At 55.5% G+C, this 23,198-nt stretch carries 10 protein-coding genes and 1 pseudogene; all 11 read left to right on the plus strand.

Annotated elements, in window-relative coordinates; translation table 11 throughout:
- The first annotated feature begins 25 nt into the window (after nt 1-25).
- On the plus strand, nt 26-1,144 hold the full coding sequence (gene ispG / locus LDB27_RS06000; protein WP_000551832.1) for a flavodoxin-dependent (E)-4-hydroxy-3-methylbut-2-enyl-diphosphate synthase: 1,119 nt from the start codon (nt 26-28) through the stop codon (nt 1,142-1,144).
- A gap of 110 nt (nt 1,145-1,254) precedes the next feature.
- Complete coding sequence (gene hisS / locus LDB27_RS06005) at nt 1,255-2,529, plus strand: histidine--tRNA ligase (RefSeq protein ID WP_001107139.1); 1,275 nt, start codon at nt 1,255-1,257, stop codon at nt 2,527-2,529.
- A 13-nt stretch (nt 2,530-2,542) separates the two neighbouring features.
- The gene (locus tag LDB27_RS06010; RefSeq protein WP_000409190.1) at nt 2,543-3,163 is read left to right on the plus strand and encodes a YfgM family protein; all 621 of its coding nucleotides are present in this window, start codon (nt 2,543-2,545) and stop codon (nt 3,161-3,163) included.
- Nucleotides 3,164-3,173: 10 nt separating this feature from the next.
- Nucleotides 3,174-4,352: an outer membrane protein assembly factor BamB gene (gene bamB / locus LDB27_RS06015; protein WP_001177071.1), complete on the plus strand. Its 1,179-nt coding sequence runs from the start codon at nt 3,174-3,176 to the stop codon at nt 4,350-4,352.
- 116 nt (nt 4,353-4,468) lie between these two features.
- Nucleotides 4,469-5,941 (plus strand): ribosome biogenesis GTPase Der, encoded by a 1,473-nt coding sequence (gene der, locus LDB27_RS06020; RefSeq protein WP_000249411.1) that lies wholly within the window; start codon nt 4,469-4,471, stop codon nt 5,939-5,941.
- Between the two features lie 88 nt (nt 5,942-6,029).
- Nucleotides 6,030-6,251 (plus strand): zinc ribbon domain-containing protein, encoded by a 222-nt coding sequence (locus LDB27_RS06025; RefSeq protein WP_000406468.1) that lies wholly within the window; start codon nt 6,030-6,032, stop codon nt 6,249-6,251.
- A gap of 346 nt (nt 6,252-6,597) precedes the next feature.
- A complete protein-coding gene (sinH, locus tag LDB27_RS06030; RefSeq protein ID WP_225519928.1) occupies nt 6,598-8,790 on the plus strand; it encodes an intimin-like inverse autotransporter SinH in 2,193 nt (730 codons plus the stop codon).
- A 57-nt stretch (nt 8,791-8,847) separates the two neighbouring features.
- Nucleotides 8,848-9,813, plus strand: coding sequence for a SinI family autotransporter-associated protein (locus LDB27_RS06035; protein WP_001149052.1), 966 nt, complete (start codon nt 8,848-8,850; stop codon nt 9,811-9,813).
- 119 nt (nt 9,814-9,932) lie between these two features.
- Nucleotides 9,933-15,536, plus strand: a complete 5,604-nt coding sequence (gene ratA, locus LDB27_RS06040) for a DUF823/DUF824 repeat adhesin RatA (protein WP_225519929.1) — start codon at nt 9,933-9,935, stop codon at nt 15,534-15,536.
- Nucleotides 15,537-15,661: 125 nt separating this feature from the next.
- Nucleotides 15,662-22,972, plus strand: a complete 7,311-nt coding sequence (gene ratB / locus LDB27_RS06045; RefSeq protein ID WP_052940375.1) for a DUF823/DUF824 repeat adhesin RatB — start codon at nt 15,662-15,664, stop codon at nt 22,970-22,972.
- Nucleotides 22,973-23,073 (plus strand): annotated as a pseudogene (locus tag LDB27_RS23910) (IS1 family transposase); the annotation flags it as partial. It lies immediately after the preceding gene.
- Between the last annotated feature and the right edge of the window lie 125 nt (nt 23,074-23,198).

Genomic DNA, 23,198 nt, shown 5'->3' on the forward strand with positions numbered 1-23,198 from the left:
AGACGGGTAACGCGGGAGATTTTTCATGCATAACCAGGCTCCGATTCAACGTAGAAAATCGACACGTATTTACGTTGGGAATGTGCCGATTGGCGATGGCGCCCCCATCACCGTTCAGTCGATGACTAACACGCGTACCACTGACGTGGAAGCGACGGTTAATCAGATCAAAGCGCTGGAACGCGTTGGCGCAGATATTGTTCGTGTTTCTGTACCGACCATGGACGCCGCCGAAGCGTTCAAGCTTATCAAACAGCAGGTTAACGTCCCGCTGGTTGCCGATATTCACTTCGACTACCGCATTGCGCTGAAAGTAGCGGAATACGGCGTTGACTGCTTGCGTATCAACCCCGGCAATATCGGTAACGAAGAGCGCATTCGTATGGTGGTGGACTGCGCGCGCGACAAAAACATCCCTATTCGTATCGGCGTAAATGCCGGATCGCTGGAAAAAGATCTGCAGGAAAAATACGGTGAGCCGACGCCGCAGGCGCTGCTGGAATCAGCCATGCGCCATGTCGATCATCTCGATCGTCTCAACTTTGATCAGTTCAAAGTGAGCGTAAAAGCGTCCGATGTATTCCTTGCCGTTGAGTCTTATCGTTTGTTAGCCAAGCAGATCGATCAGCCGCTGCATCTGGGGATCACCGAAGCGGGCGGCGCGCGTAGCGGGGCAGTCAAGTCGGCGATCGGTTTAGGTCTGCTGTTATCGGAAGGCATCGGCGACACGCTGCGCGTATCGTTGGCGGCCGACCCGGTGGAAGAGATCAAAGTCGGTTTCGATATTTTGAAGTCGCTGCGCATTCGCGCGCGCGGCATCAATTTCATCGCCTGCCCGACCTGTTCTCGCCAGGAGTTCGACGTTATCGGCACGGTGAACGCGCTGGAGCAGCGTCTGGAAGATATCATCACCCCGATGGACGTCTCGATCATCGGTTGCGTAGTGAACGGACCGGGCGAAGCGCTGGTATCGACGCTGGGCGTGACGGGCGGCAATAAGAAAAGCGGCCTGTATGAAGACGGCGTGCGTAAGGACAGACTCGATAACGACGATATGATCGCGCAGCTTGAATCCCGTATTCGCGCGAAAGCAAGTCAACTTGATGAAGCGCGTCGGATTGACGTGCTGCAGGTTGAAAAATAAGAACGTGATGGGAAGCGGCGCGCTTCCCGTGTATGATTGAACCCGCATGGCTCCCGGTTCGTTCGGGGAAGCGCTGAGGGTTCATTTTTATATTCAGAAAGAGAATAAACGTGGCAAAAAACATTCAAGCCATTCGCGGCATGAACGATTATCTGCCTGGCGAAACCGCCATCTGGCAGCGCATTGAAGGCACACTCAAAAACGTGCTCGGCAGCTACGGTTACAGTGAAATCCGCTTGCCGATTGTAGAGCAGACCCCGTTATTCAAACGTGCGATCGGTGAAGTTACTGACGTAGTTGAAAAAGAGATGTACACCTTTGAGGATCGCAACGGCGATAGCCTGACATTGCGCCCTGAAGGTACGGCGGGCTGTGTACGCGCCGGCATCGAACATGGTCTCCTGTACAATCAGGAACAGCGTTTGTGGTATATCGGTCCGATGTTCCGTCATGAGCGTCCGCAAAAAGGCCGCTACCGTCAGTTCCATCAGCTAGGCGCCGAAGTCTTCGGCTTACAAGGCCCGGATATTGACGCGGAGCTGATTATGCTGACCGCACGCTGGTGGCGCGCGCTGGGCATCGCTGACCACGTTAGCCTGGAGCTGAACTCTATTGGTTCATTAGAGGCGCGTGCGAACTATCGCGATGCGCTGGTCGCGTTCCTCGAACAGCATCAAGAGACGCTGGACGAAGACTGCAAACGCCGTATGTATACCAATCCGCTGCGCGTGCTGGATTCAAAAAATCCGGACGTGCAGGCGCTGCTCAACGACGCGCCCGCTCTCGGCGACTATCTCGATGACGATTCACGCGAGCACTTTGCCGGCCTGTGTAAATTGCTGGACGCGGCGGGGATTGCCTACACCGTCAACCAGCGTCTGGTACGCGGTCTGGATTACTACAACCGCACCGTATTTGAATGGGTAACAAACAGTCTGGGGTCACAAGGCACCGTCTGTGCGGGTGGTCGTTATGACGGTCTGGTGGAACAACTGGGCGGTCGCGCTACCCCGGCAGTGGGCTTTGCGATGGGCCTGGAACGACTTGTTTTGTTAGTTCAGGCAGTTAATCCGGAATTTATTGCCTCTCCTGTTGTCGATATATACCTGGTAGCTGCCGGCGCACAAACGCAGTCTGCGGCAATGACGCTGGCGGAGCGGCTGCGCGATGAAATGCCAGGCGTGAAGCTAATGACAAACCACGGCGGCGGCAACTTTAAGAAACAGTTTGCCCGCGCCGATAAGTGGGGCGCCCGTATTGCACTGGTTCTTGGCGAATCTGAAGTCGCCGATGGGACTGTTGTAGTGAAGGATTTGCGCTCCGGTGAGCAAACGGCAGTGGCGCAGGACAGCGTCGCCGCGCATTTGCGCACTTTATTGGGCTAAGGAGAAGGACAGCGTGGAAATTTACGAGAACGAACACGACCAGGTGGATGCGATTAAACGCTTCTTTGCCGAAAACGGCAAAGCGCTGGCTGTCGGAGTGATTTTAGGGGTTGGCGCGCTGGTTGGCTGGCGTTACTGGAGCAGCCATCAGACGGAGTCCGCGCGTGCTGCTTCTCTGGCGTATCAAAATGCGGTGACGGCGGTAAGCGCCGATAAGCCGGATAGCATTCCGGCCGCTGAAAAATTCGCGGCTGAGAATAAAAATACCTATGGTGCGCTGGCGTCTATGGAACTGGCGCAGCAGTTTGTGGATAAGAATGAACTTAAAAAAGCCGAAGCCCAGTTGCAGCAGGGGTTGGCGGCCACCAGCGATGAAAATCTCAAAGCGGTGATTAATCTGCGTCTCGCTCGCGTTCAGTTACAGCTTAAACAAGCTGACGCCGCGCTGAAAACTCTGGATGCCGTTAAAGGCGAAGGATGGACGGCCATTGTCGCGGATTTGCGCGGCGAAGCGTTGCTGAGTAAGGGTGATAAAAAAGGCGCGCGCAGCGCATGGGAAGCTGGCGTCAATAGCGATGCTTCTCCGGCGTTGAGCGAAATGATGCAGATGAAAATCAATAATTTGTCCATCTGAGAGGGACCCGATGCAATTGCGTAAATTACTTCTGCCAGGGTTGCTTTCCGTTACCCTGCTCAGCGGCTGTTCACTGTTTAGCGGCGAAGAAGATGTCGTCAAGATGTCTCCGTTACCGCAAGTTGAAAACCAGTTTACCCCGACCACTGTCTGGAGCACCTCTGTCGGTAACGGAATTGGCGAATTTTATTCTAACCTTCATCCGGTAATGGCAGATAACGTGGTCTATGCAGCCGATCGCGCGGGCGTGGTAAAAGCGCTCAATGCGGATGATGGCAAAGAGATCTGGTCTGTGAATCTGGGCGAGAAAGACGGCTGGTTCTCTCGTTCGTCCGCGCTGTTGTCCGGCGGCGTCACGGTCGCGGGCGGTCACGTCTATATCGGCAGTGAAAAGGCCGAGGTTTATGCGCTGAATACCAGCGACGGTACCACAGCATGGCAGACGAAGGTCGCAGGCGAAGCGTTGTCTCGCCCGGTTGTCAGTGATGGAATCGTCCTTATCCATACCAGCAACGGTCAGTTGCAGGCGCTAAATCAGGCGGATGGCGCAATTAAATGGACGGTGAACCTGGATATGCCTTCGCTATCACTGCGCGGCGAATCTGCGCCGGCAACCGCGTTCGGCGCGGCTATTGTTGGTGGTGATAATGGCCGCGTCAGCGCCGTGTTGATGCAACAAGGCCAGATGATTTGGCAACAGCGTATCTCCCAGGCCACTGGCCCAACGGAAATTGACCGTCTGAGCGACGTTGATACCACGCCGGTTGTGGTAAACGGCGTCGTTTACGCGTTGGCGTATAATGGTAACTTAACGGCGCTGGATCTGCGCAGTGGTCAGATTATGTGGAAACGCGAGCTGGGTTCGGTCAATGACTTTATCGTCGACGGCGACCGTATCTACCTGGTCGATCAGAACGATCGCGTGCTGGCGCTGACCACTGACGGCGGCGTAACGCTGTGGACGCAAAGTGATCTGCTGCACCGTTTGCTGACCTCCCCGGTACTGTATAATGGTGATTTAGTCGTCGGCGATAGCGAAGGTTATCTGCACTGGATTGATGTTGATGACGGGCGTTTTGTGGCCCAACAAAAAGTAGACAGTTCTGGTTTTCTGACCGAACCGACGGTGGCGGATGGTAAACTGCTCATCCAGGCCAAAGACGGTACGGTCTACGCGATTACGCGTTAATCGTCACGGTTGTGCGTTTTAAAAAACGGCTCCTGGTGTAGGGGCCGTTTTCCTGTTTTTAACAATGGCGCAAAATGCGCGCGTTGTCTGATGATTTTTTTAATGAGGCTTTAAACATGGTACCTGTGGTCGCGCTTGTCGGGCGCCCTAACGTCGGAAAATCCACGCTATTTAACCGTCTGACCCGCACCCGAGATGCGCTGGTTGCGGATTTCCCGGGTCTGACTCGTGACCGTAAGTACGGTCGTGCGGAGGTTGAAGGCCGCGAGTTTATCTGTATCGACACCGGCGGTATTGACGGCACCGAAGATGGCGTCGAAACGCGGATGGCGGAACAGTCGCTGCTGGCGATTGAAGAAGCGGATGTGGTGTTATTCATGGTAGATGCGCGCGCTGGCCTGATGCCGGCGGATGAAGCGATTGCCAAACATCTGCGTTCCCGTGAAAAACCGACCTTCCTGGTGGCGAATAAAACGGATGGTCTCGATCCCGATCAGGCGGTTGTCGATTTTTACTCGCTGGGATTAGGCGAAATTTACCCTATCGCCGCCTCACATGGTCGCGGCGTATTGAGCCTGCTGGAACATGTGCTTCTGCCGTGGATGGATGATGTCGCGCCGCAGGAAGAGGTGGATGAAGACGCGGAATACTGGGCGCAGTTCGAGGCGGAACAAAATGGCGAAGAAGCGCCGGAAGATGATTTTGACCCGCAAAGCCTGCCGATAAAGCTGGCGATTGTTGGTCGCCCGAACGTAGGTAAGTCCACACTCACTAACCGTATTCTCGGCGAAGAGCGCGTGGTGGTATACGACATGCCGGGCACCACTCGCGACAGCATTTATATCCCGATGGAACGCGACGAACGGGAATATGTGCTGATTGACACGGCGGGGGTGCGTAAGCGCGGAAAAATCACCGATGCGGTAGAAAAGTTCTCGGTGATTAAAACGTTGCAGGCGATTGAAGACGCTAACGTCGTACTGTTGGTTATCGATGCGCGCGAGGGGATCTCCGACCAGGATTTGTCTCTGCTGGGCTTTATCCTCAATAGTGGGCGCTCACTCGTTATCGTAGTCAACAAATGGGATGGCCTGAGCCAGGAAGTCAAAGAGCAGGTGAAAGAGACGCTGGATTTCCGTCTGGGCTTTATTGATTTTGCCCGCGTTCATTTTATCTCTGCGCTGCACGGCAGCGGCGTTGGCAACCTGTTTGAGTCCGTACGCGAGGCTTACGACAGTTCCACTCGCCGGGTGAGCACTGCGATGCTGACCCGTATCATGACGATGGCGGTGGAAGATCATCAGCCGCCGCTGGTGCGCGGTCGCCGTGTGAAACTGAAATATGCCCACGCTGGAGGCTATAACCCGCCGATTGTGGTTATTCACGGCAACCAGGTAAAAGATCTGCCAGACTCCTATAAGCGCTATCTGATGAACTACTTCCGCAAGTCGTTGGAAGTGATGGGGACGCCGATTCGCATTCAGTTTAAAGAAGGGGAGAACCCGTATGCGAACAAGCGTAACACACTGACGCCAACGCAAATGCGCAAACGTAAGCGTCTGATGAAACATATCAAGAAAAGCAAGTAATGCTTTTTCAGTAATATTCCAGGCCTGACAAGCGCTGCGCTATCAGGCCTTTCAAGTAAAAGTGAGTCACGCGCCTGAGGAGAATGTTATGGAAATAACCTGTCCCGTTTGCCATCACGCGCTGGAGCGCAATGGCGATACAGCGCATTGCGAGACATGCGCTAAAGATTTCTCGTTACAGGCAATGTGTCCTGACTGCCGCCAGCCGTTACAGGTTTTGAAAGCCTGCGGCGCAGTGGACTATTTTTGCCAGAACGGTCATGGTTTAATTTCAAAAAAACGGGCTAACTTCGTCATTTCCGATCAATAAAATCGCTGTCGACGTTGCGCCGCAGAGCAGAGGCGCCGACGTCTTATCCGGCTAAGGACAAAAGCGTTATTCGATACTCCCGTAATATCAGCATAGTATTCTGCCCGGCGGCTATTTAATTCTTTTTATTTATTCAACTATTTATAGGGAATATTATTTCCGAAAATTAATATTAGAAATAAATAATAGCTTTCTTTTTTATTTATTATATCAATATTATAAATCTGTTTCATATTAATATTTTCTTTTTAGGAATATATTTAGGTCTGTTAGTTATGATTCCATCTGAATCATCCATATAATATCTTTTCATAGCGGCGTGTTTATTTAACGACAGGGATATCATATGGTGCGAAGGATTCGCATTCTGGTTTTGTTATTAGTGTCTGGAGTATCAGTTGCGGCTTCCGGCGCAGATAACTCTGTATCTGCAAATGATGAAAGCCACTCCTCCCTGCCTGATTTAGCCAGCGAATCCGCGAAAAAAGAAGAACAGGAAAATAAAGGAAAGACCTTTAAAGAACAGGGCGCTAACTACTTTATTAATTCCGCCACCCAGGGCTTTGATAATCTCACTCCGGAAGCGCTGGAATCCCAGGCGCGCGGTTATATTCAAGGGCAAGTCACGTCTTCTGCGCAATCCTATCTCGAAGGTATGCTTTCGCCTTATGGTAAAGTGCGCACCAGTTTATCTATTGGCGAAGGCGGCGATCTGGACGGCAGTTCGCTGGATTATTTTATTCCCTGGTATGATAACCAGAGCACGCTTTTCTTTAGCCAGATTTCGGCTCAGCGTAAGGAAGACCGCACCATTGGTAACGTTGGGCTTGGCGTGCGCCAGAACGTCGGCAACTGGCTGCTTGGCGGCAACGCATTCTATGACTACGATTTTACGCGCGGTCACCGTCGATTAGGTCTGGGAACCGAAGCCTGGACGGATTACCTGAAATTCTCCGGCAACTATTACCATCCTCTTTCTGACTGGAAAGATTCCAAAGATTTCGACTTTTATGAAGAACGACCCGCGCGCGGCTGGGATATCCGCATGGAAAGCTGGCTGCCGTTTTATCCGCAGCTTGGCGCTAAATTAGTTTATGAACAGTACTACGGCGATGAAGTGGCGCTGTTTGGCACCGATAACCTGCAAAAAGATCCTCATGCCGTTACCGTCGGACTAAATTACACGCCGGTACCGCTGGTCACGGTTGGTACGGATTACAAAGCCGGTACTGGCGATAGTAACGATTTTAGCGTTAACGCGACCGTGAACTACCAGATAGGCACGCCGCTGGCGGCGCAGCTCGATCCGGAAAACGTTAAAATTCAGCACTCCTTAATGGGCAGCCGCACCGATTTTGTCGATCGTAACAATTTCATCGTTCTCGAATATCGCGAGAAAGATCCGCTGGACGTTACGTTGTGGCTGAAGGCCGACGCCACCAACGAACATCCGGAATGCGTGATTGAAGATACGCCTGAGGCCGCGGTGGGTCTGGAAAAATGCAAATGGACTGTCAACGCGCTGATTAACCACCATTACAAAATTATTTCTGCTTCCTGGCAGGCGAAAAACAACGCCGCCCGTACGCTGGTGATGCCGGTGGTGAAAGCGGATGCGTTAACCGAAGGTAACAACAACCGCTGGAATCTGGTGCTTCCTGCCTGGGTTAACGCCGATACCGAAGAGCAGCGCACCGCGTTGAACACCTGGAAAGTACGCATGACGCTGGAAGATGAAAAGGGCAATAAGCAGAACTCCGGCGTGGTTGAAATCACCGTCCAGCAGGATCGCAAAATTGAACTGATCGTCGACAACATTGCCGATACCGATCGCAGCGATCACAGCCATGAAGCCAGCGCGCTGGCCGATGGCGAAGACGGCGTGGTGATGGATCTCCTGATCACCGATTCCTTTGGCGACGCCACGGATCGCAATGGTAACGAACTGGTGGACGATGCCATGACGCCCGTGTTGTACGACAGCAATGATAAAAAAGTCACCCTGGCCCAGACGCCCTGCACTACGGAAACCCCCTGCGTGTTTATTGCCAGCCGTGACAAAGAAGCGGGGACGGTGACGCTTTCCAGCACCCTGCCGGGCACTTTCCGCTGGAAGGCGAAAGCAGACGCCTATGGCGACAGTAACTACGTTGATGTCACTTTTATCGGCGACAACCTGAGCGCGCTGAATGCGGTGATTTATCAGGTCAAAGCCGCCAACCCTGTCAACCTTATCGGCAAAGAAGATAAGCACCCTACGGTCAATAATACCTACCGTTTCCTGCTGTGGCGCGACAAGAATAAAGACAATGTTTTTCAGATGTCCGAGCAGCTCACGGAAGAAGAGATGGCGCTGTGCGACTACCAGTGGGAGTTTACCGGGCAGAGTACAAACGGACATACCGGCGCGCTGGCCAACACCATGAATGAAGATCTTGTCCTGCCAGTAACCAATAAAGAGGCGGCGCAGAAGTTTGCCGCCAATGAGGAAGATGGCGTTCAGGGTTACGGTATACGCGTTACGTATAGCCAGAAATAGCGTCAGCGTTGTGGCTGACCAGCCAGCCGCTGAATTTTGAGAAAAAGGAGAGTCTGAATGCAAGCAACAGTAAAACGGCGGCTGACGAAGGTCGCTTTAGCATTAGTAGTTGCCGGGTATTGCGCCGCGCCAGCGGTGGCGGCAAACGGTAATCTGAAATCGGGGCAGTGGCAGATTGTCTCTGAACAGACGGGCACCATTCAGGGTTCGGTGCCGTGGATTACCCGTGCAGCGGATAAAACCGCGGATACCGACAAAGATCACGTGACGGTAACTATCGATCGCGGTGAACGTAAAATTGTGACCGAAGGCGATAAGCAGTTCCACGTTGGCGATAAGGTCACGGTGAACTGGGCGATTGGCGATACGGAAGGCGACCTGGATACCGACAACGCCGCCACGAAACTGACGGTACAGTGGATGAGATACAGCGACCAGAATGGTAGCAATCCCGAAGAGATTGGCACCAAAGGTAGCGATACCTATGAAATTCAGGCGGGTGACGCCGACCACTATATCGGTATCAAAATCACGCCAACCACCACCACCGGTGACCCTGCCGTGGCAACCGAACTGCTGTTGAAAGACCTGTCGACCAATACGGGCGGTGGTGCGGATGACGACGATATTCCGGAAGGTCCGGTGGTGGATGAAAACGTCCATGTAGTTATTCATGAGAAAGATTCTAATACCAACCTGTTGAAGAATACAGGGACGAAACTCAAAACGAATACCACCTACCAGGTATTGCTGTGGAGCGATAAGAACGGCAACGGCATCTATGATGCCGGTGAAAACGTTACCGACCAGTATGACTACCGTTGGAAATTCGTTGGCACCAGCGCAATTGCAGGTACTGGTACCGGCGGTATCGTTAACGAAAGCTGGAACGATAAAGACCTTGTCATCCCTGTCACCAACGCCGAAGCGAAAACGGCGTTCGAGGGAGCAGACGGCGGCGTTACCGTGGGTACCGACGGTGTCCAGGGCTTTGGTTTGTCCATCGACTACAGACGCAAATAAGTTGTCCTCAACATACCACTCCCCGCGGGGAGTGGTATTTTCCGCGCACTTTGCTTAGCTGCACGCTAAGCAAAGTGGGTTGAATCACGACAGAGAATGAATACGGGTGGCTATCGCTCATGAACAGGAATCGGCAAGTGAATAAAGTGGTACATTTCTTACTGACATTACTGATCATGTTTGCAGTGTCGAACGCGCCTGCGCAGGCGCTATTGAAGGGCGGAACCTGGCAAGAGCTGAACTCGACGACCGGCGCGGTTAACGGCACCGCGCCGCTGGCCGACGGTGCCACTATTCCCCTGTATCAGGGAAGTATGCTGCTTGACCCTACCAAGACCTACGATATCGAGTTTACCGCCATGCCGCGCGATTTTAGCGCTGATGCCTCCTCAACCTCGATGCGTGCGGTCAACTCCACCGATACGGAAGGCGATCTCTTTACCGATCCGCCCTCCATCGCCTGGGAAAATCAAGAACCGCCGACCATGAGTCTGGTATGGGCCGATGCCGCCACGCCGGATACGCCGCTCTCGCCGCAGCCGATTCTTAACCAGACCTTTTGCGCCCAAAACCTCGCCGGGCGGCAACTGGTGGCCTGGGCGCAGGTGGAAGATGAAACGAACGTTCCCGCGCTGTGGCTCTATACCCGTACCGGGGTGCCGAACAATGCGGTCATTCCGCTACTTAGCCCGAAAGTGACGCTGAATATCAAACCGGCGGTGAGCGATCCTGTTTCTGTGAGCGGCGATCATATTGACGCCAACTTTGCAGCCTCGAAAGTCAAAGCGGGGGAGAGCATTACCCTCACTGTCTCCACCAAAGCCTGTAATGGCGACGTGGCGCCGAATGCTGCCTTCGTGATCCGTCGCGAGGATGCAATAAATCGCCAGGGCGTGGTCAATAACGCTAACCCGGTGCGCGTTGGCGATACCGAGTTAACGACTACGCAAACAGAATATCACGGTGTAACGGACGGGCAGGGCAACGCCACGGTGGTGGTGACGCAAGAGCAAGGTCCGGGGGTAAAAACACGACTCATCGTCTCTTCGCAAAGCTATCCCACGCTGACCGACAATGTCGACGTCATTTTCACTACCATCACCAGTCCTGACAGTGATAAGGCCAACATGTACGGTCATATGCTTGAGAACGCCACGGCGACGCTGAACGGTACGACCTACACTTTCACCCGCCCGAAACTGGCGGCGGAAACCAGCGGAAATGGCGGCACCGTTGTGGACACCAACGAAACCTGGGCGCAGTTTACCTGGAGTGGCGCGGATAACCATTGCGACATTCTGCCGGATGCCGAACAACTGGTGGCGCTAAGGCATGAGCATAGTGCGTTGGCAACGTACACCGGCTGGCCGGTGACGGGCGATGCGGAATACTGGTCGTCAACCAAAGATCAGATAAACGACTACCACGCTGCCGTGCATATGAACAGCGCGTCGGTCGTCAGGGCCGCCAACAGCGACACGCTACTGGTCAGTTGTGTGGATAAGGCCCAGCCTGCGGCGCATCCGCAGATGACGCTCTCTCCAGAGGGGCCGTATAAAGCACAGGTGGGGGAATCGATTGATTTAGTGATGACCGTTGTGGATCGCGACACGCAAAAGCCGCTGCCTTATCGCTATATGGAGCTGTTCATTGACCCAGCGAAAAACCGCAAAGGAGAGCATCAGGACGCGTGGGATAACCAACGGGTTACAATCAACACCGAAGATATGCGCGCCTCGTCGCCGGAACACTATACCGGTGTGACCGACGCCAACGGCCAGGTACACCTGACGTTAAAACACGACAGCGGCCTGGGCGTAGAAACGCCCATCCGCATCGTGATGCCGGATGATGAAGGCGGCAGCATCGAGTTGCCCTTTAGCGTAATTTTCACCGTGATAACCAGCCCGGATGTGGACGGCGCCAATATGTGGGGCCACATGCAGGGCGTGGTGGACGCGGGCAACCTGTATAAACGCCCGCTGCTGGCGGTGGAAACCAGCCACAAAGACGGCCAGCACAGCGAAAACAACGAAGAGTGGGCGACGTTTAATTCAGTGGAAAAAGCCACCGCGCAGTGCGGCATCGGCCAGGTGCCGGATCAGTCATCGCTGGCACATTTATACAGCGAACATGCTGGCGGCAAGATGGAAAGCGAACATGGCTGGCCAACCGAAGACTATTACATCGCCGCGGACAGCGACGCCTCGGGAACGGCGCACGTCAACCTTGAAAACGGCGATAGCGGTAAATTTACCAATCAACCGAACTACCTGACCTGCTCGGCCAACGAAATGGTGGCGGTGCTGGACGTCTACTTCAACGATGACCCGGCGACCAAAAACAGCGATATGGTTGCCAAAGTGGGTGAACAGATTAAGCTGAACATTCATTCGCGCAACGCCCTCAACGGCATGCCGATCGCCTATACCGACTTCACCGTCACCATGGCGAACGGCAAACGGCGCGACGGGCTGACGACCGGTTTTACCGACACCAGCAATGGCCAGATGCTGTTTGATGACGTGGGCTACCTTGCCGGGCAGGCTTATCATGGGATCACCGACGCCAACGGCGATGCGACCATTATCCTCACCCAGCCGAAGGGAGTAGGGCTGCTGACGCCGTTAAGCATTGCGCCCGTCGATTCATTAATCAGCACGCCCGTTTCCCGCAGCGTGAAGTTTACCGTCGCCACCAGCCCGGATACGCCAAAAGCCAAAATGTGGGGCCATATGGCTGATACCATCACCGTCGGCGATCTGACCTTTGAGCGGCCTAAGCTGGCGGATGAAGTGACGCCGGAACGTACTCAGGCTGAGGCTAACGAAACCTGGGCGCGCGTTCTGCACCCTGACGCGGCGGGCAACCCGGATAAGGGCGGCTGCGCGGCGAACCGCCTGCCGCGCATCGATCAGCTTGAGGCGTTGTACAACGCCAACAGCGACGGCGTGATGAAAAGCACCCAGGGTTGGCCGACGCTGCTTAACTACTGGTCTTCGACCTTCCAGAGCGCTACCACGTGGAAACTGATCTCGCTGTTTAGCGGCAGTGAATTCGCCAACGCCAACGTCTCCATTTACGCCAGCTGTCTGGCCAGCGATAACCCGGCGGCGGCCTCGATTACCATTGAACCGGTGGATGCGTCGCAGTGGTACGATGGCAGCGGCGTTCACGCGGTCAAAGCGAAAAAAGGCGACACGATGCAACTGAAGGTGACGGTGAAGGACGCCAGCGGCAACCCGATCCCGGAAGCGCCGTTTGTGCTCACCCGCGGCGACGGTTACGATCGCAGGGGCGAGAAGTACACCGCCAGTGAGGGCAACGATCAGCAAGGCATCGTCACGCCCGTGGTGATCGATGGCGAATCCCTGGCCTGGACCACCACCAAAATGGGGATGCTGACCGGCGCTGACGGCACCCGCATCATCAGCGTTACCCGCCCGGACACACACGGCACCCGAACGGCCATTATCGCCGCGCTGTATGAAAATGCCGCCGTGAGCGCCAGCATTGACACCATCTTTACCGTCATCACCAGCCCGGATGTCGACGTTGCCCGCATGTGGGGGCATATGTTGCCGTCGCTCACGGCGGCGGATGGCGCGGAGTATCAGCGTCCACAGCTCTACGCTGAATTAGCCAATCAGGCAAGTGCCGCGCAATATACCGAAGACAACGAAATCTGGGCGGGGCTTTATGGGCCAGACAGTTCAAAAACCGACCCCGCTGTTAACTGCGCTGCGGGCTATTTCCCTTCCGTCGAGGCGCTGGATTCGCTCTACAGCAAATACCCAAACCGCACGATAAAAACCGCCCAGGGCTGGCCGATCAACCGTTCTTACTGGAGCGGTTCCAGTTCCGGGTCGTTAACCGGCGGAAAGCCCCGCTCCTATTACATTGTCGATCTGGATGATGATTCGCGCCGGGGCGTCGTTAATGACGGTGTGAACGACAGGCAATACCAAATTTGCGCAACGACGCCGAAGACGCAGGCTACGCAAATTACGCTCACCTCCACGCTGGCGACGGATGACACTATTCAGGCGGTGAAGGCTAAAAACAGTGAGTCGATCCCACTGCTCGTCACCACCACCGATGCGGCGGGTAATCCGGTGCCTTATACGACGTTTTCGCTTAAGCGCGACGCCGGGACGCCGCGTAAAGCTGACTACCCGTTTACCAACAGCTACACCATGACGATGACGCAGTCTGGTGGCGCGACGCAAGAGTTTGCCTACAGTTCATCGGTTCTTTATGGGGCGACCGGGGCGAACGGTACGTTGGCCCTTTCGCTTGACGAACCTGGCGGAGTCGGGGTGAAAAGCGTGGTGACTGCCAGCCTGTATGATACGCCGACAGTAACCTCGTCGCTGCCGGCAGTGTTTACCGTCATCACCAGCCCGAACAGCGACAAGGCCAATATGTACGGCCATATGCCGGAAACCTTCACCGCCAGCAACGGCGCGGAGTTTATGCGCCCGCTGCTGTATGGCGAACTCTCATCGCAGAATCATACGTCGAGTTACTTCGAAACCAATGAAACCTGGTTTACGGTGAATAATTTTAATACCGGGAATTATGGCGCGTGCCCGATAAATCAGATGGCCACGCAGGATGATCTCCAGTCGCTGTACCGCGATCACCCCAAAGGTAAGATCACGACCGACATTGGATTACCCATCAAGAAAAAATGGTGGGCAGGCGACAGCCTGGTAAAAAATCAATCCATTTACTGGCAATTTACCGATCTCAATACGGGTAATGGCGGCACCACGTTGGAAACTCCGGGGAATTTCTATTACCAGCTCTGTCTGACGGAACCGCGACAGATGAAGATTGCGTTATCTACGGACGTGTGGAACGCGGATAAATCGGCGGCGGTGGCGAAAACAGGCGAGGCGATACCGATGACGGTAACGGTGACTAACGGCGCCGGGCAGCCGCAGGCGGGGGCGACGGTTATGCTGACGCGTGATTACTCTTATTCGCGTGGCACGGTGGATAGCAAATACATTCAGGCCGGTGTGATTGGCGAGCCGGTTGCGTCCAAAGGCGCGTTATCAGACATGACCCTGACGCCGGTATCGCCTGCGGGTGCGGCAGTGGTGTTTAATAACCAGAGGGGAACCAGCACGAAATGGTATGGCGTCACCGGCGATGACGGTAAGTTGCGGTTCACGTTAAACCAGGATAAATCGCTGGGTTTGAGAACATCCATCACGGCGACGCTTTCGGAGCTGGCTGGCGAGACGGCGAGCGTCGATGCGATCTTTACGGTACCAACCAGCCCGGATACGCCGTATGCGTCATACTGGGGCCATATGCCGGATACCGTTGAGGTTAACGGCGTTACGCTGCGCCGCCCATTCCTGAAAACAGAGATGTCCAAAATGCCGCCAGGCACCTGGCCGCTTAATAATGAAACCTGGGCGGCGAACTATATTGATTATGGTGAAACATCCATTCATGCTACGACATCGCTGCCTTATCTTTGCGGCTCGCTGGAAAACGCCGCGACGCTGGACGATCTGAAGGCGCTGAAGAACATCATTAGCGACCTGCACTGGCCTACGGCTGCGCCGGCGTCGTCGTATACATATGACTATGCATCGCAAACGATGGTTGGCGGTAAGTATTGCTCATTTAACGAAACGACCAATACGGAAAACTGTACGCTTTCAAGTCAAGGTTTTGCTTATGCCTCGTGCCGGGTGCAGTAGGTTGGGTGAGGCGCGCCCAACCTGAGTATCCCTTGCGGCTGGCGTTGTGCCGGTCGCGATGCATTTTTAATTCCTTGTATTAATGGAATGAGCTGCAACGAAATGGACTTTTCTCAGGTACGTCAGTGAAATCGAAAAAGTGTGTCGGTTTTTTATCCTGGTTGCTGTTATGCGCCTTTATTTTAACGCCTTTCTTCGCGCAGGCCGTGCGAAGCAGCGGCGCATGGCAGGAACTCACTGAGCAAACTGCGGCTATTAACGGTACTCCCCCTCAGGCCGATAGTGTGACGATCCCGGTCTATCAGGGCAGCGTGCAGTTGCGCTCTGATGCGGCTAATTCTGTTGATTACTCCGCGAAACCCAGCCAGTTCAGCACCAGCGATGCCGGCAGCGCGATGACCTTAACCAACCCGCACGACACCGAAGGCGATATTTTCGCCGATCCGCCGCTGGCCTGGCAGGCTGAACGCGCGCCCACCGTCACGCTGGTCTGGGCCGACGCCGCCACGCCGGATACGCCGCTGTCTCCGCAGCCATCGGCAAACCTGACGTTCTGTGAGCAAAATATGGCGGGCCGCCACCTGGTGGTCTGGCCGCAACTGGATACCTCAACCGCCGTACCGCCGCTGTGGCTGCTTACCCGCACCGGCGTGCCTTATGACAGCGCGGTAGAGATACTCAATCAAAAGATTGCGGTGGATATTGCCCCCGCCGTGGGCGACCCGGTTACTCTCGTCGCCGATCATCTGGACGAGTCGCTAAACGCCGCGAAGGTCAAAGCCGGTGAAAGCATCACGCTGACGGTGAATACCAAAGGCTGTAACGGCGAGCCTGCGGGCAATATCGCGTTCGTGATTACCCGCGGCGATGCGCTGAATCGCCAGGGCGTGGTGAACAATACCGTGCCGGTACGCGTCGGCAATACCGAACTGACCACCACCGCCACCGAATATCACGGCACCACCAATGCGGAAGGCGTGGCGACGGTGACCGTCACCCAGGCTAACGGTCCGGGGGTAAAAACCCCGCTGGTGGCGCACCCGTCAGGCGCGCCTGCGCTGAAAGCCGACGTGGACGTGATTTTTACCACCCTCACCAGCCCGGACAGCGGCAGCGCCAATATGTACGGCCATATGGCGGACAATTCCACCGCCACGGTGGATGGCGAAAGCTACACCTTTAGCCGCCCCAAACTGGCGGCGGAAACCGACGGCGAAGACCGCGCCGTCAGTATCAACAATGAAAGCTGGGCGCAGTTCAACTGGGCTAATGCGGATAAACACTGCGATATTCTGCCGGATGCGCGCCAACTGGAAGGGTTAAAAATTGAGCGCGGCGATTTATCCACCACCCTCGGCTGGCCGGTGGGGCTGACATCCGGAGATGAAGAGTACTGGTCCTCCTCCCAGGGGTCGATCGCCGCCGACCATATCAGCATTGATATGCGCAGCCGCAGCCTTACGCAAATGCCGGACGCCACGCAATCGCTGGTAAGCTGCGTGGATAAAGCCTCGCCGGAGGTTACGCCGAAGTTAGTGATTAGCGCCGATAATGTTGATTCAACGGTCAACGCGGCGAAAGTGAAGGTCGGTGATGACATCAACATGAAGATCACCGTCACCGACAGCGCCACCACTAAACCGCTGCCTTATCGCTACTTTAATGTCTACTTGGGCGACGAGCAGAATCGTCAGAATCAAAAGAACGCCGATATTGATAGCGGGCATCAGTGGACGGATGATCCGGTAATTATCACCAATCTGGCAGGCAGCGACGGTCACTATCACGGCGTCACCGACGCCAACGGCCAGTTCTCGCTGGCGCTGACCCAGGATCGGGGCGCGGGCGTGTTAACCCCGGTGCGCGTGGTGCTGTTCGACGGGACAGAAGCGACGCAGAACGTCATTTTTACCGTAGTCACCAGCCCGGACGTGGCGCAGGCGCGCATGTGGGGCCATATGCAGGGCGTGGTGGAGGCGGGCAATATCTACAAACGTCCGCTGCTGGCGGACGAAGCCGCGCAGGACACCGGCTCTGAATTTGAGAATAACGAATACTGGGCCACGTTTAACTCGGTAACGGCGGCGACAAACCAGTGCGGCGCGGGCCAGGTGCCGGGGCAACTGCTGCTGGATACGCTGTATGCGGCCCATTCCGGCAACGCGATGGAAACAACCTACGGCTGGCCGACGCAGAAACACAGCTATATCGCGGCGGATACCGATGGCTCCACCACCGCGCACGTCAACCTGGCGACCGGCGCGGACAGCATGTTCAGCGGCGCTGAACCGAACTATCTTTCCTGTTCCGGCAACGAACTGGTGACCATCCTGAACGTTTACTTCGATGGCAACGAGTCGTTACGCAATGTGGTCGCCAAAGTGGGCGAACAGGTAACGATGAACGTGCACTCCGTCAACGCGCTGAACGGACTGACTGTGCCTAACGCCGCGTTTACCGTGACCATGTCGCATGGCAAAAATCGCGACAACGCGACGACCGGTTTTACCGATCCCAGCGACGGAACGTTGGTCATGGGGGGAACCTCGTTTGGCTCCTCCCAGGCGTCGATGACGTATCAGGGCATCACCGATGCCGAGGGGAACGCCACGCTGGTGATTGAACAGCCGCAGGGCGTCGGCTTGCTGACGCCGCTGACCGTACTGCCGCTCCACTCGCTGATCACCGCCCCCGTCAACCGCAGCGTGAAATTCACCGTACCCACCAGCCCCGACACGCCAAAAGCGCATATGTGGGGACATATGGCGGATACTATCACCGTGGACAATATGGAATTCCAGCGGCCAAAACTGGCGGCGGAAGCGACTGCCGCGACCAGGACCGAAGATCAGAATAACGAAACCTGGGCGCGCGTTACCCATGCCGATGCGCTGAACAACCCCAACGCCGGAGGCTGCGAGGTTAATCATCTGCCGCAAGATCACCAGCTTAGCGCACTCTATGCCGCGAACGATGGCAATAAAATTCACACCGTATCCGGCTGGCCGACGTCGTATAACTACTGGTCTTCCACCTTCGCCAGCGCCAGTTCGTGGCAGACGGTATCGCTGGCCTCCGGCGACAAAACCGCTTCCGGCGACGCTTCCGATTTTGTGAGTTGCCTGGTTGGCGTCAATCCCACGGCCGCCTCAATTACCATCGAACCGGTAGATACGTCGCTGTGGTATGACGTCGGCGGCGAGCACGCGGTGAAAGTGAAAAAAGGCGACACCCTTCAGCTCAAGGTGACGGCGAAAGACGCCAGCGGCAATCCGGTCCCGGATGCGCCGTTTGTGCTCAGTCGCGGCGACGGCTATACCCGCCAGGGGGAAAAACATATCGCCGGTAGCGGCGACGGCATCGTTTCTGCGGTGGTCATCGACGGTGAATCGCTCAACGATACCGCCACCAAAATCGGCGAACTGACCGGCGAGGACGGCAGCAAAATTATCACCGTCACCCGCCCGGATACCCACGGTACGAAGGTCGCGATTACGGCGGCGCTGTACGATAACGCCAGCGCGACGGCCAGTATCGACACCATCTTTACCGTGGTCACCAGCCCCGACAGCGATAAGGCTAAAATGTGGGGCCATATGCCGGAAACGGTAGCGGCGGCCAACGGCGAGGTATTTAAGCGCCCGCTGTTATCGGCTGAAATCGCCAGCGGCATTACCCACGGCAGCAATACGGAAAATAACGAAACCTGGGGCAGCGTGAATTTTGATGTAGCGAAAGACGCCTGCGGCGCGGGATTTGTGCCCTCGCTTGCCGATCTCCAGTCGCTGTACGACGCCTGGCCCGGCGGCGCCATGAATACCCAGCAGGGCTGGCCGCTGGACGGTAAAAACTACCAGGACAGCACCGCCGATTTAAGCAGGACATCGGAAAACCGCTACGTTAAGTCGATTAATCTGCGCGACGGCGGCATCGGTTCGCTGCTGTGGGCTGAAAAACTCTATTTTGTCTGCCTGCAAAACGCCCATCCGGTGGCGACGCAGATAACGCTGACTTCGCCGCAGTATAACGACAGCGATGGTTTCGCTAAAGCGAAGGTCGGCGAGACGATTCCGGTCACCATCACCACGCTGGATGCCCAGGGCAAGCCGGTGGCGGACACGCCGGTTATCTTTACGCGCGGCGACAGCATTGGGCGGGCGAATCAGGAGGTTAACGGTTCGCAGGCGGCAGCCATACAGATTAACCACAGCGACGCGCGCAACAGCGGCGTTGAGTATTACACCGCTACCGGCGCGGACGGTACGCTGACGCTGGATATCAGCCAGGACGGGGGCGCTGGCTTTAAAACGCCGCTGATGGCGTCGATAGAGCACAGCAACGCCACAACGACCGCGCCATTGCCGGTTATTTTCACCGTGGTTACCAGCCCGGACACCCCGAAGGCCAGCTACTGGGGCCATATGGCGGAAACGTTAACCGACAGCAGCGGCGTTGTGTACAAACGTCCGCTGCTGGCGAGCGAGTTCAGCGCTACGCCCGGCAAAACGCTGACCATCGCCAACGGCTACTACGACAAGGGCGAAACCTGGGGCATGATAACCGTCGATAAAGCCTGGAACGGCGTCAGCGGCGGCTGCGGGCGCGATTATCTGCCCAGCGTCAGCAACCTCCAGACGCTGTACAATACCTGGCCTGATAATGCCATGCGCAGCCGTAACGGCTGGCCGATGACCAGTTCGGGCAACAACAACGTCAGCCGCTACTGGTGGGCGGGGGATTACGTGATATCGTCAGACGGAGCGCAGTCGCTGTACGCGGCGGTCAACCTGTTTAACGACGGCAATGATGTCAAAACGACGACCAGCACCACGGCTTACTACATGCAGACCTGTCTTGTCTCGGCGCGCCGCGCCGCTGCCAGCCTGACGCTGACGCTGGCAGGCCAGGATGAAGCCACCGGAATCGCAAAGGCGAAGAAGGGCGAGCAGATTGCCGCCACCGTCACGGTGAAAGACGCCGCAGGCCAGCCGATGAAAAACGTGATGGTGAAAATCAGCCGGGGAACGTCGTACAATCGCGCCAACAGCGCCGCATCGGCTTCAGGCGCCACAGACGATATTACGCTACGTAATGTGATGCCGTCCGGCCTTGCGACATCCCTGCTGGATACCTCCGCGAAATATCTGTACGTGGAAACTGATGAACTGGGTCAGGTGACATTTACCCTGGCTCAGGACAGTACCACAGGTTTAAAGACCACTATCAGCGCCGCCACGATGGACGGCAGCAACCTGACGGACAGTAAAGACGCTATCTTTACCGTTATCACCAGCCCGGATACCGACAAGGCCACATACTGGGGCCATATGCCGGAAACCTTTACCAACAGTAAGGGGGTTGAATTTAAGCGACCGCTGCTGCGCGCTGAACTTTCTTCAACGGCGGACACGTCGGGTTATACGGAAAATAACGAGTCCTGGTATACCTGGAGCCGTTATCCGAATATGTATCAGGACACCGCCAGCCCGTGCGATCGGCTGGGGTTGCCGACGGTAAATGATTTACAGACGCTATATACCGATTATCCCAATGGCGCACTCACGACAACGCTTGGCCTACCAGTGGCATCAGGAAAATATTGGGGGGCGGGTAACTCAGTACCGGATGCCACGCACTCAGACAGTCAGTTCCAGTATGTCAGACTCAGCGATAATAATACGCTGACAACCAAAGCCAATACCGCCACGGCGCAGCTTTGTCTGGCAAAGCGCCGGGACTTGTCGATAGAACTCACCTCCAGCGCCATGGATGCGGATAAAGGCGCTCCAGCGGCGAAGAAGGGCGAGAGCCTGCCGTTGACCGTCACTGTGAGGGATGGTTCCGGCACGCCGCAGCCCAATACCGCTATCCGTTTGGGACGAACGCTTTCGATAGACCGGGCGGGTGTCGTTGATGGCAGTTCCGGCGGAGGCATGGTACTCACATCGGTTGCGCCGTCTACGGGCTCAATGACGTTTAACTGCACGGTATCTTCGTGCACAAGTTATTGGTATGGCATTACGGATGAGGATGGTAAAGCGCAACTCGAAGTGACGCAGGATGACTCCCGTGGCCTGAGAACACCGCTGCAGGCGATGCTTGTCGACGATCCGCTGACAGTTAGCGATATGGACGTCATTTTCACCGTCATTACCAGCCCGGACAGCGAGAAAGCCAAATACTGGGGACATATGCCGGAAACCGTGACTAACAGCGCAGGCGTGAAGTTCCGGCGTCCGCTACTGGCGGCGGAGATGACATCGAATAGCGGTACTTACCTGGTTAACAATGAAACATGGCCCTTAGTCACCGCAGCGAACACTGAAAAAGCGGGCGCAACCGGCTGTGATGTCGAATACCAGCCGTTGTCAGGCGATCTGCAAACGTTGTATGGCGACAATCCTGACGGCGCAATCGGTACAAACTACGGCTGGCCGGTGGCGGGGAACAAATTCTGGTGGGCGGCGGATCGTGCGCCGAATACCGGATATTACCAATTTATAAACCTGAATAGCGGCGATAAAGGCACCGCCAGTTCATCGACTGCCACCGGCGCTCAGGTGTGTCTGGTCGAGCCGCGTACTTCTACTCCTGCCAGTATTACGCTGACCTCGACGGCGATGGACGGCGCGAAAAACGCGGCGGTAGTGGAGAAGGGAAGCGCGATGCCGTTAACGGTGACGGTAAAAGATAGCAGCGGTAACCCGGTCGCCAACGTCGGTTTTACGCTGTCACGTGGCGATTCGAAAAATCGGGCAGGTACGGTGGTAACGGATGGCGACGTGGCAGCGGATGCCGGAGCAGACGATCTCATGCTTAAAGCGCTGACACCCGCAAGCGCCAGCCAAAGTATGACCACCACCGGGAGTATCTTTACCGGCACTACCGGCAGCGACGGTACGGCAACGTTTACGCTTAATCAGGATAAAAGCCTGGGGCTGAAAACGCCACTCACGGTGAAACTGACGGACAATACGACTCTTCACGCATCACTGGATGTGATTTTTATGGTACTTACCAGTCCGGATACGGATAAAGCGTTGTTCTGGGGAAATATGGCGGATACGACATCCGTTAACGGAAAAACGCTGCATCGTCCGTGGCTTCAGGCTGAGCTGCTGTCAGGCGTGACGCCAGTATTTACCAACGGAGTGCATACAAATAACGAGTACTGGGCGATGGCGCATACGGTGGACAACACTAAATGGGATATTGCCAAACAGTGCGGTAGCCTTAGCAAAGCACCGGATAATAACGACCTGTTGACGCTGTATCATTCCATTAGCTCGTTAGGCTGGCCGACGCAGGGCTACCCCTATTTATCTAAATCAACCTCGAGCGGCGGCATGTATTGCGGCGTGGATGAGAATACCAGGAGTCAAAACTGCGCCATTAAGCCGGCAAGTTCAGCAGGTTATGCGACGTGCGTGGATTAACGTATTAAGCGTCTGGCACGAAAAAAATCTGCTTTTCACGTTCCATTGAGCTTCATGAAAAAGTAATCGACGCATTCATTGAAAAGTATATGTTCTGCTAATTGGAGTCACCACCGTTTGCCGCGAGTGTGTAAAAGCGCCGTCTCGCTTCTGCAACCCGGCATCTGGCGCTACCTATATACTCTAAATAATTCGAGTTGCAGGAACGCAGCCGCAGCACATGCAA

This window comes from Salmonella sp. JXY0409-18 (assembly GCF_020268625.1).
Lineage (GTDB): Bacteria > Pseudomonadota > Gammaproteobacteria > Enterobacterales > Enterobacteriaceae > Salmonella > Salmonella enterica.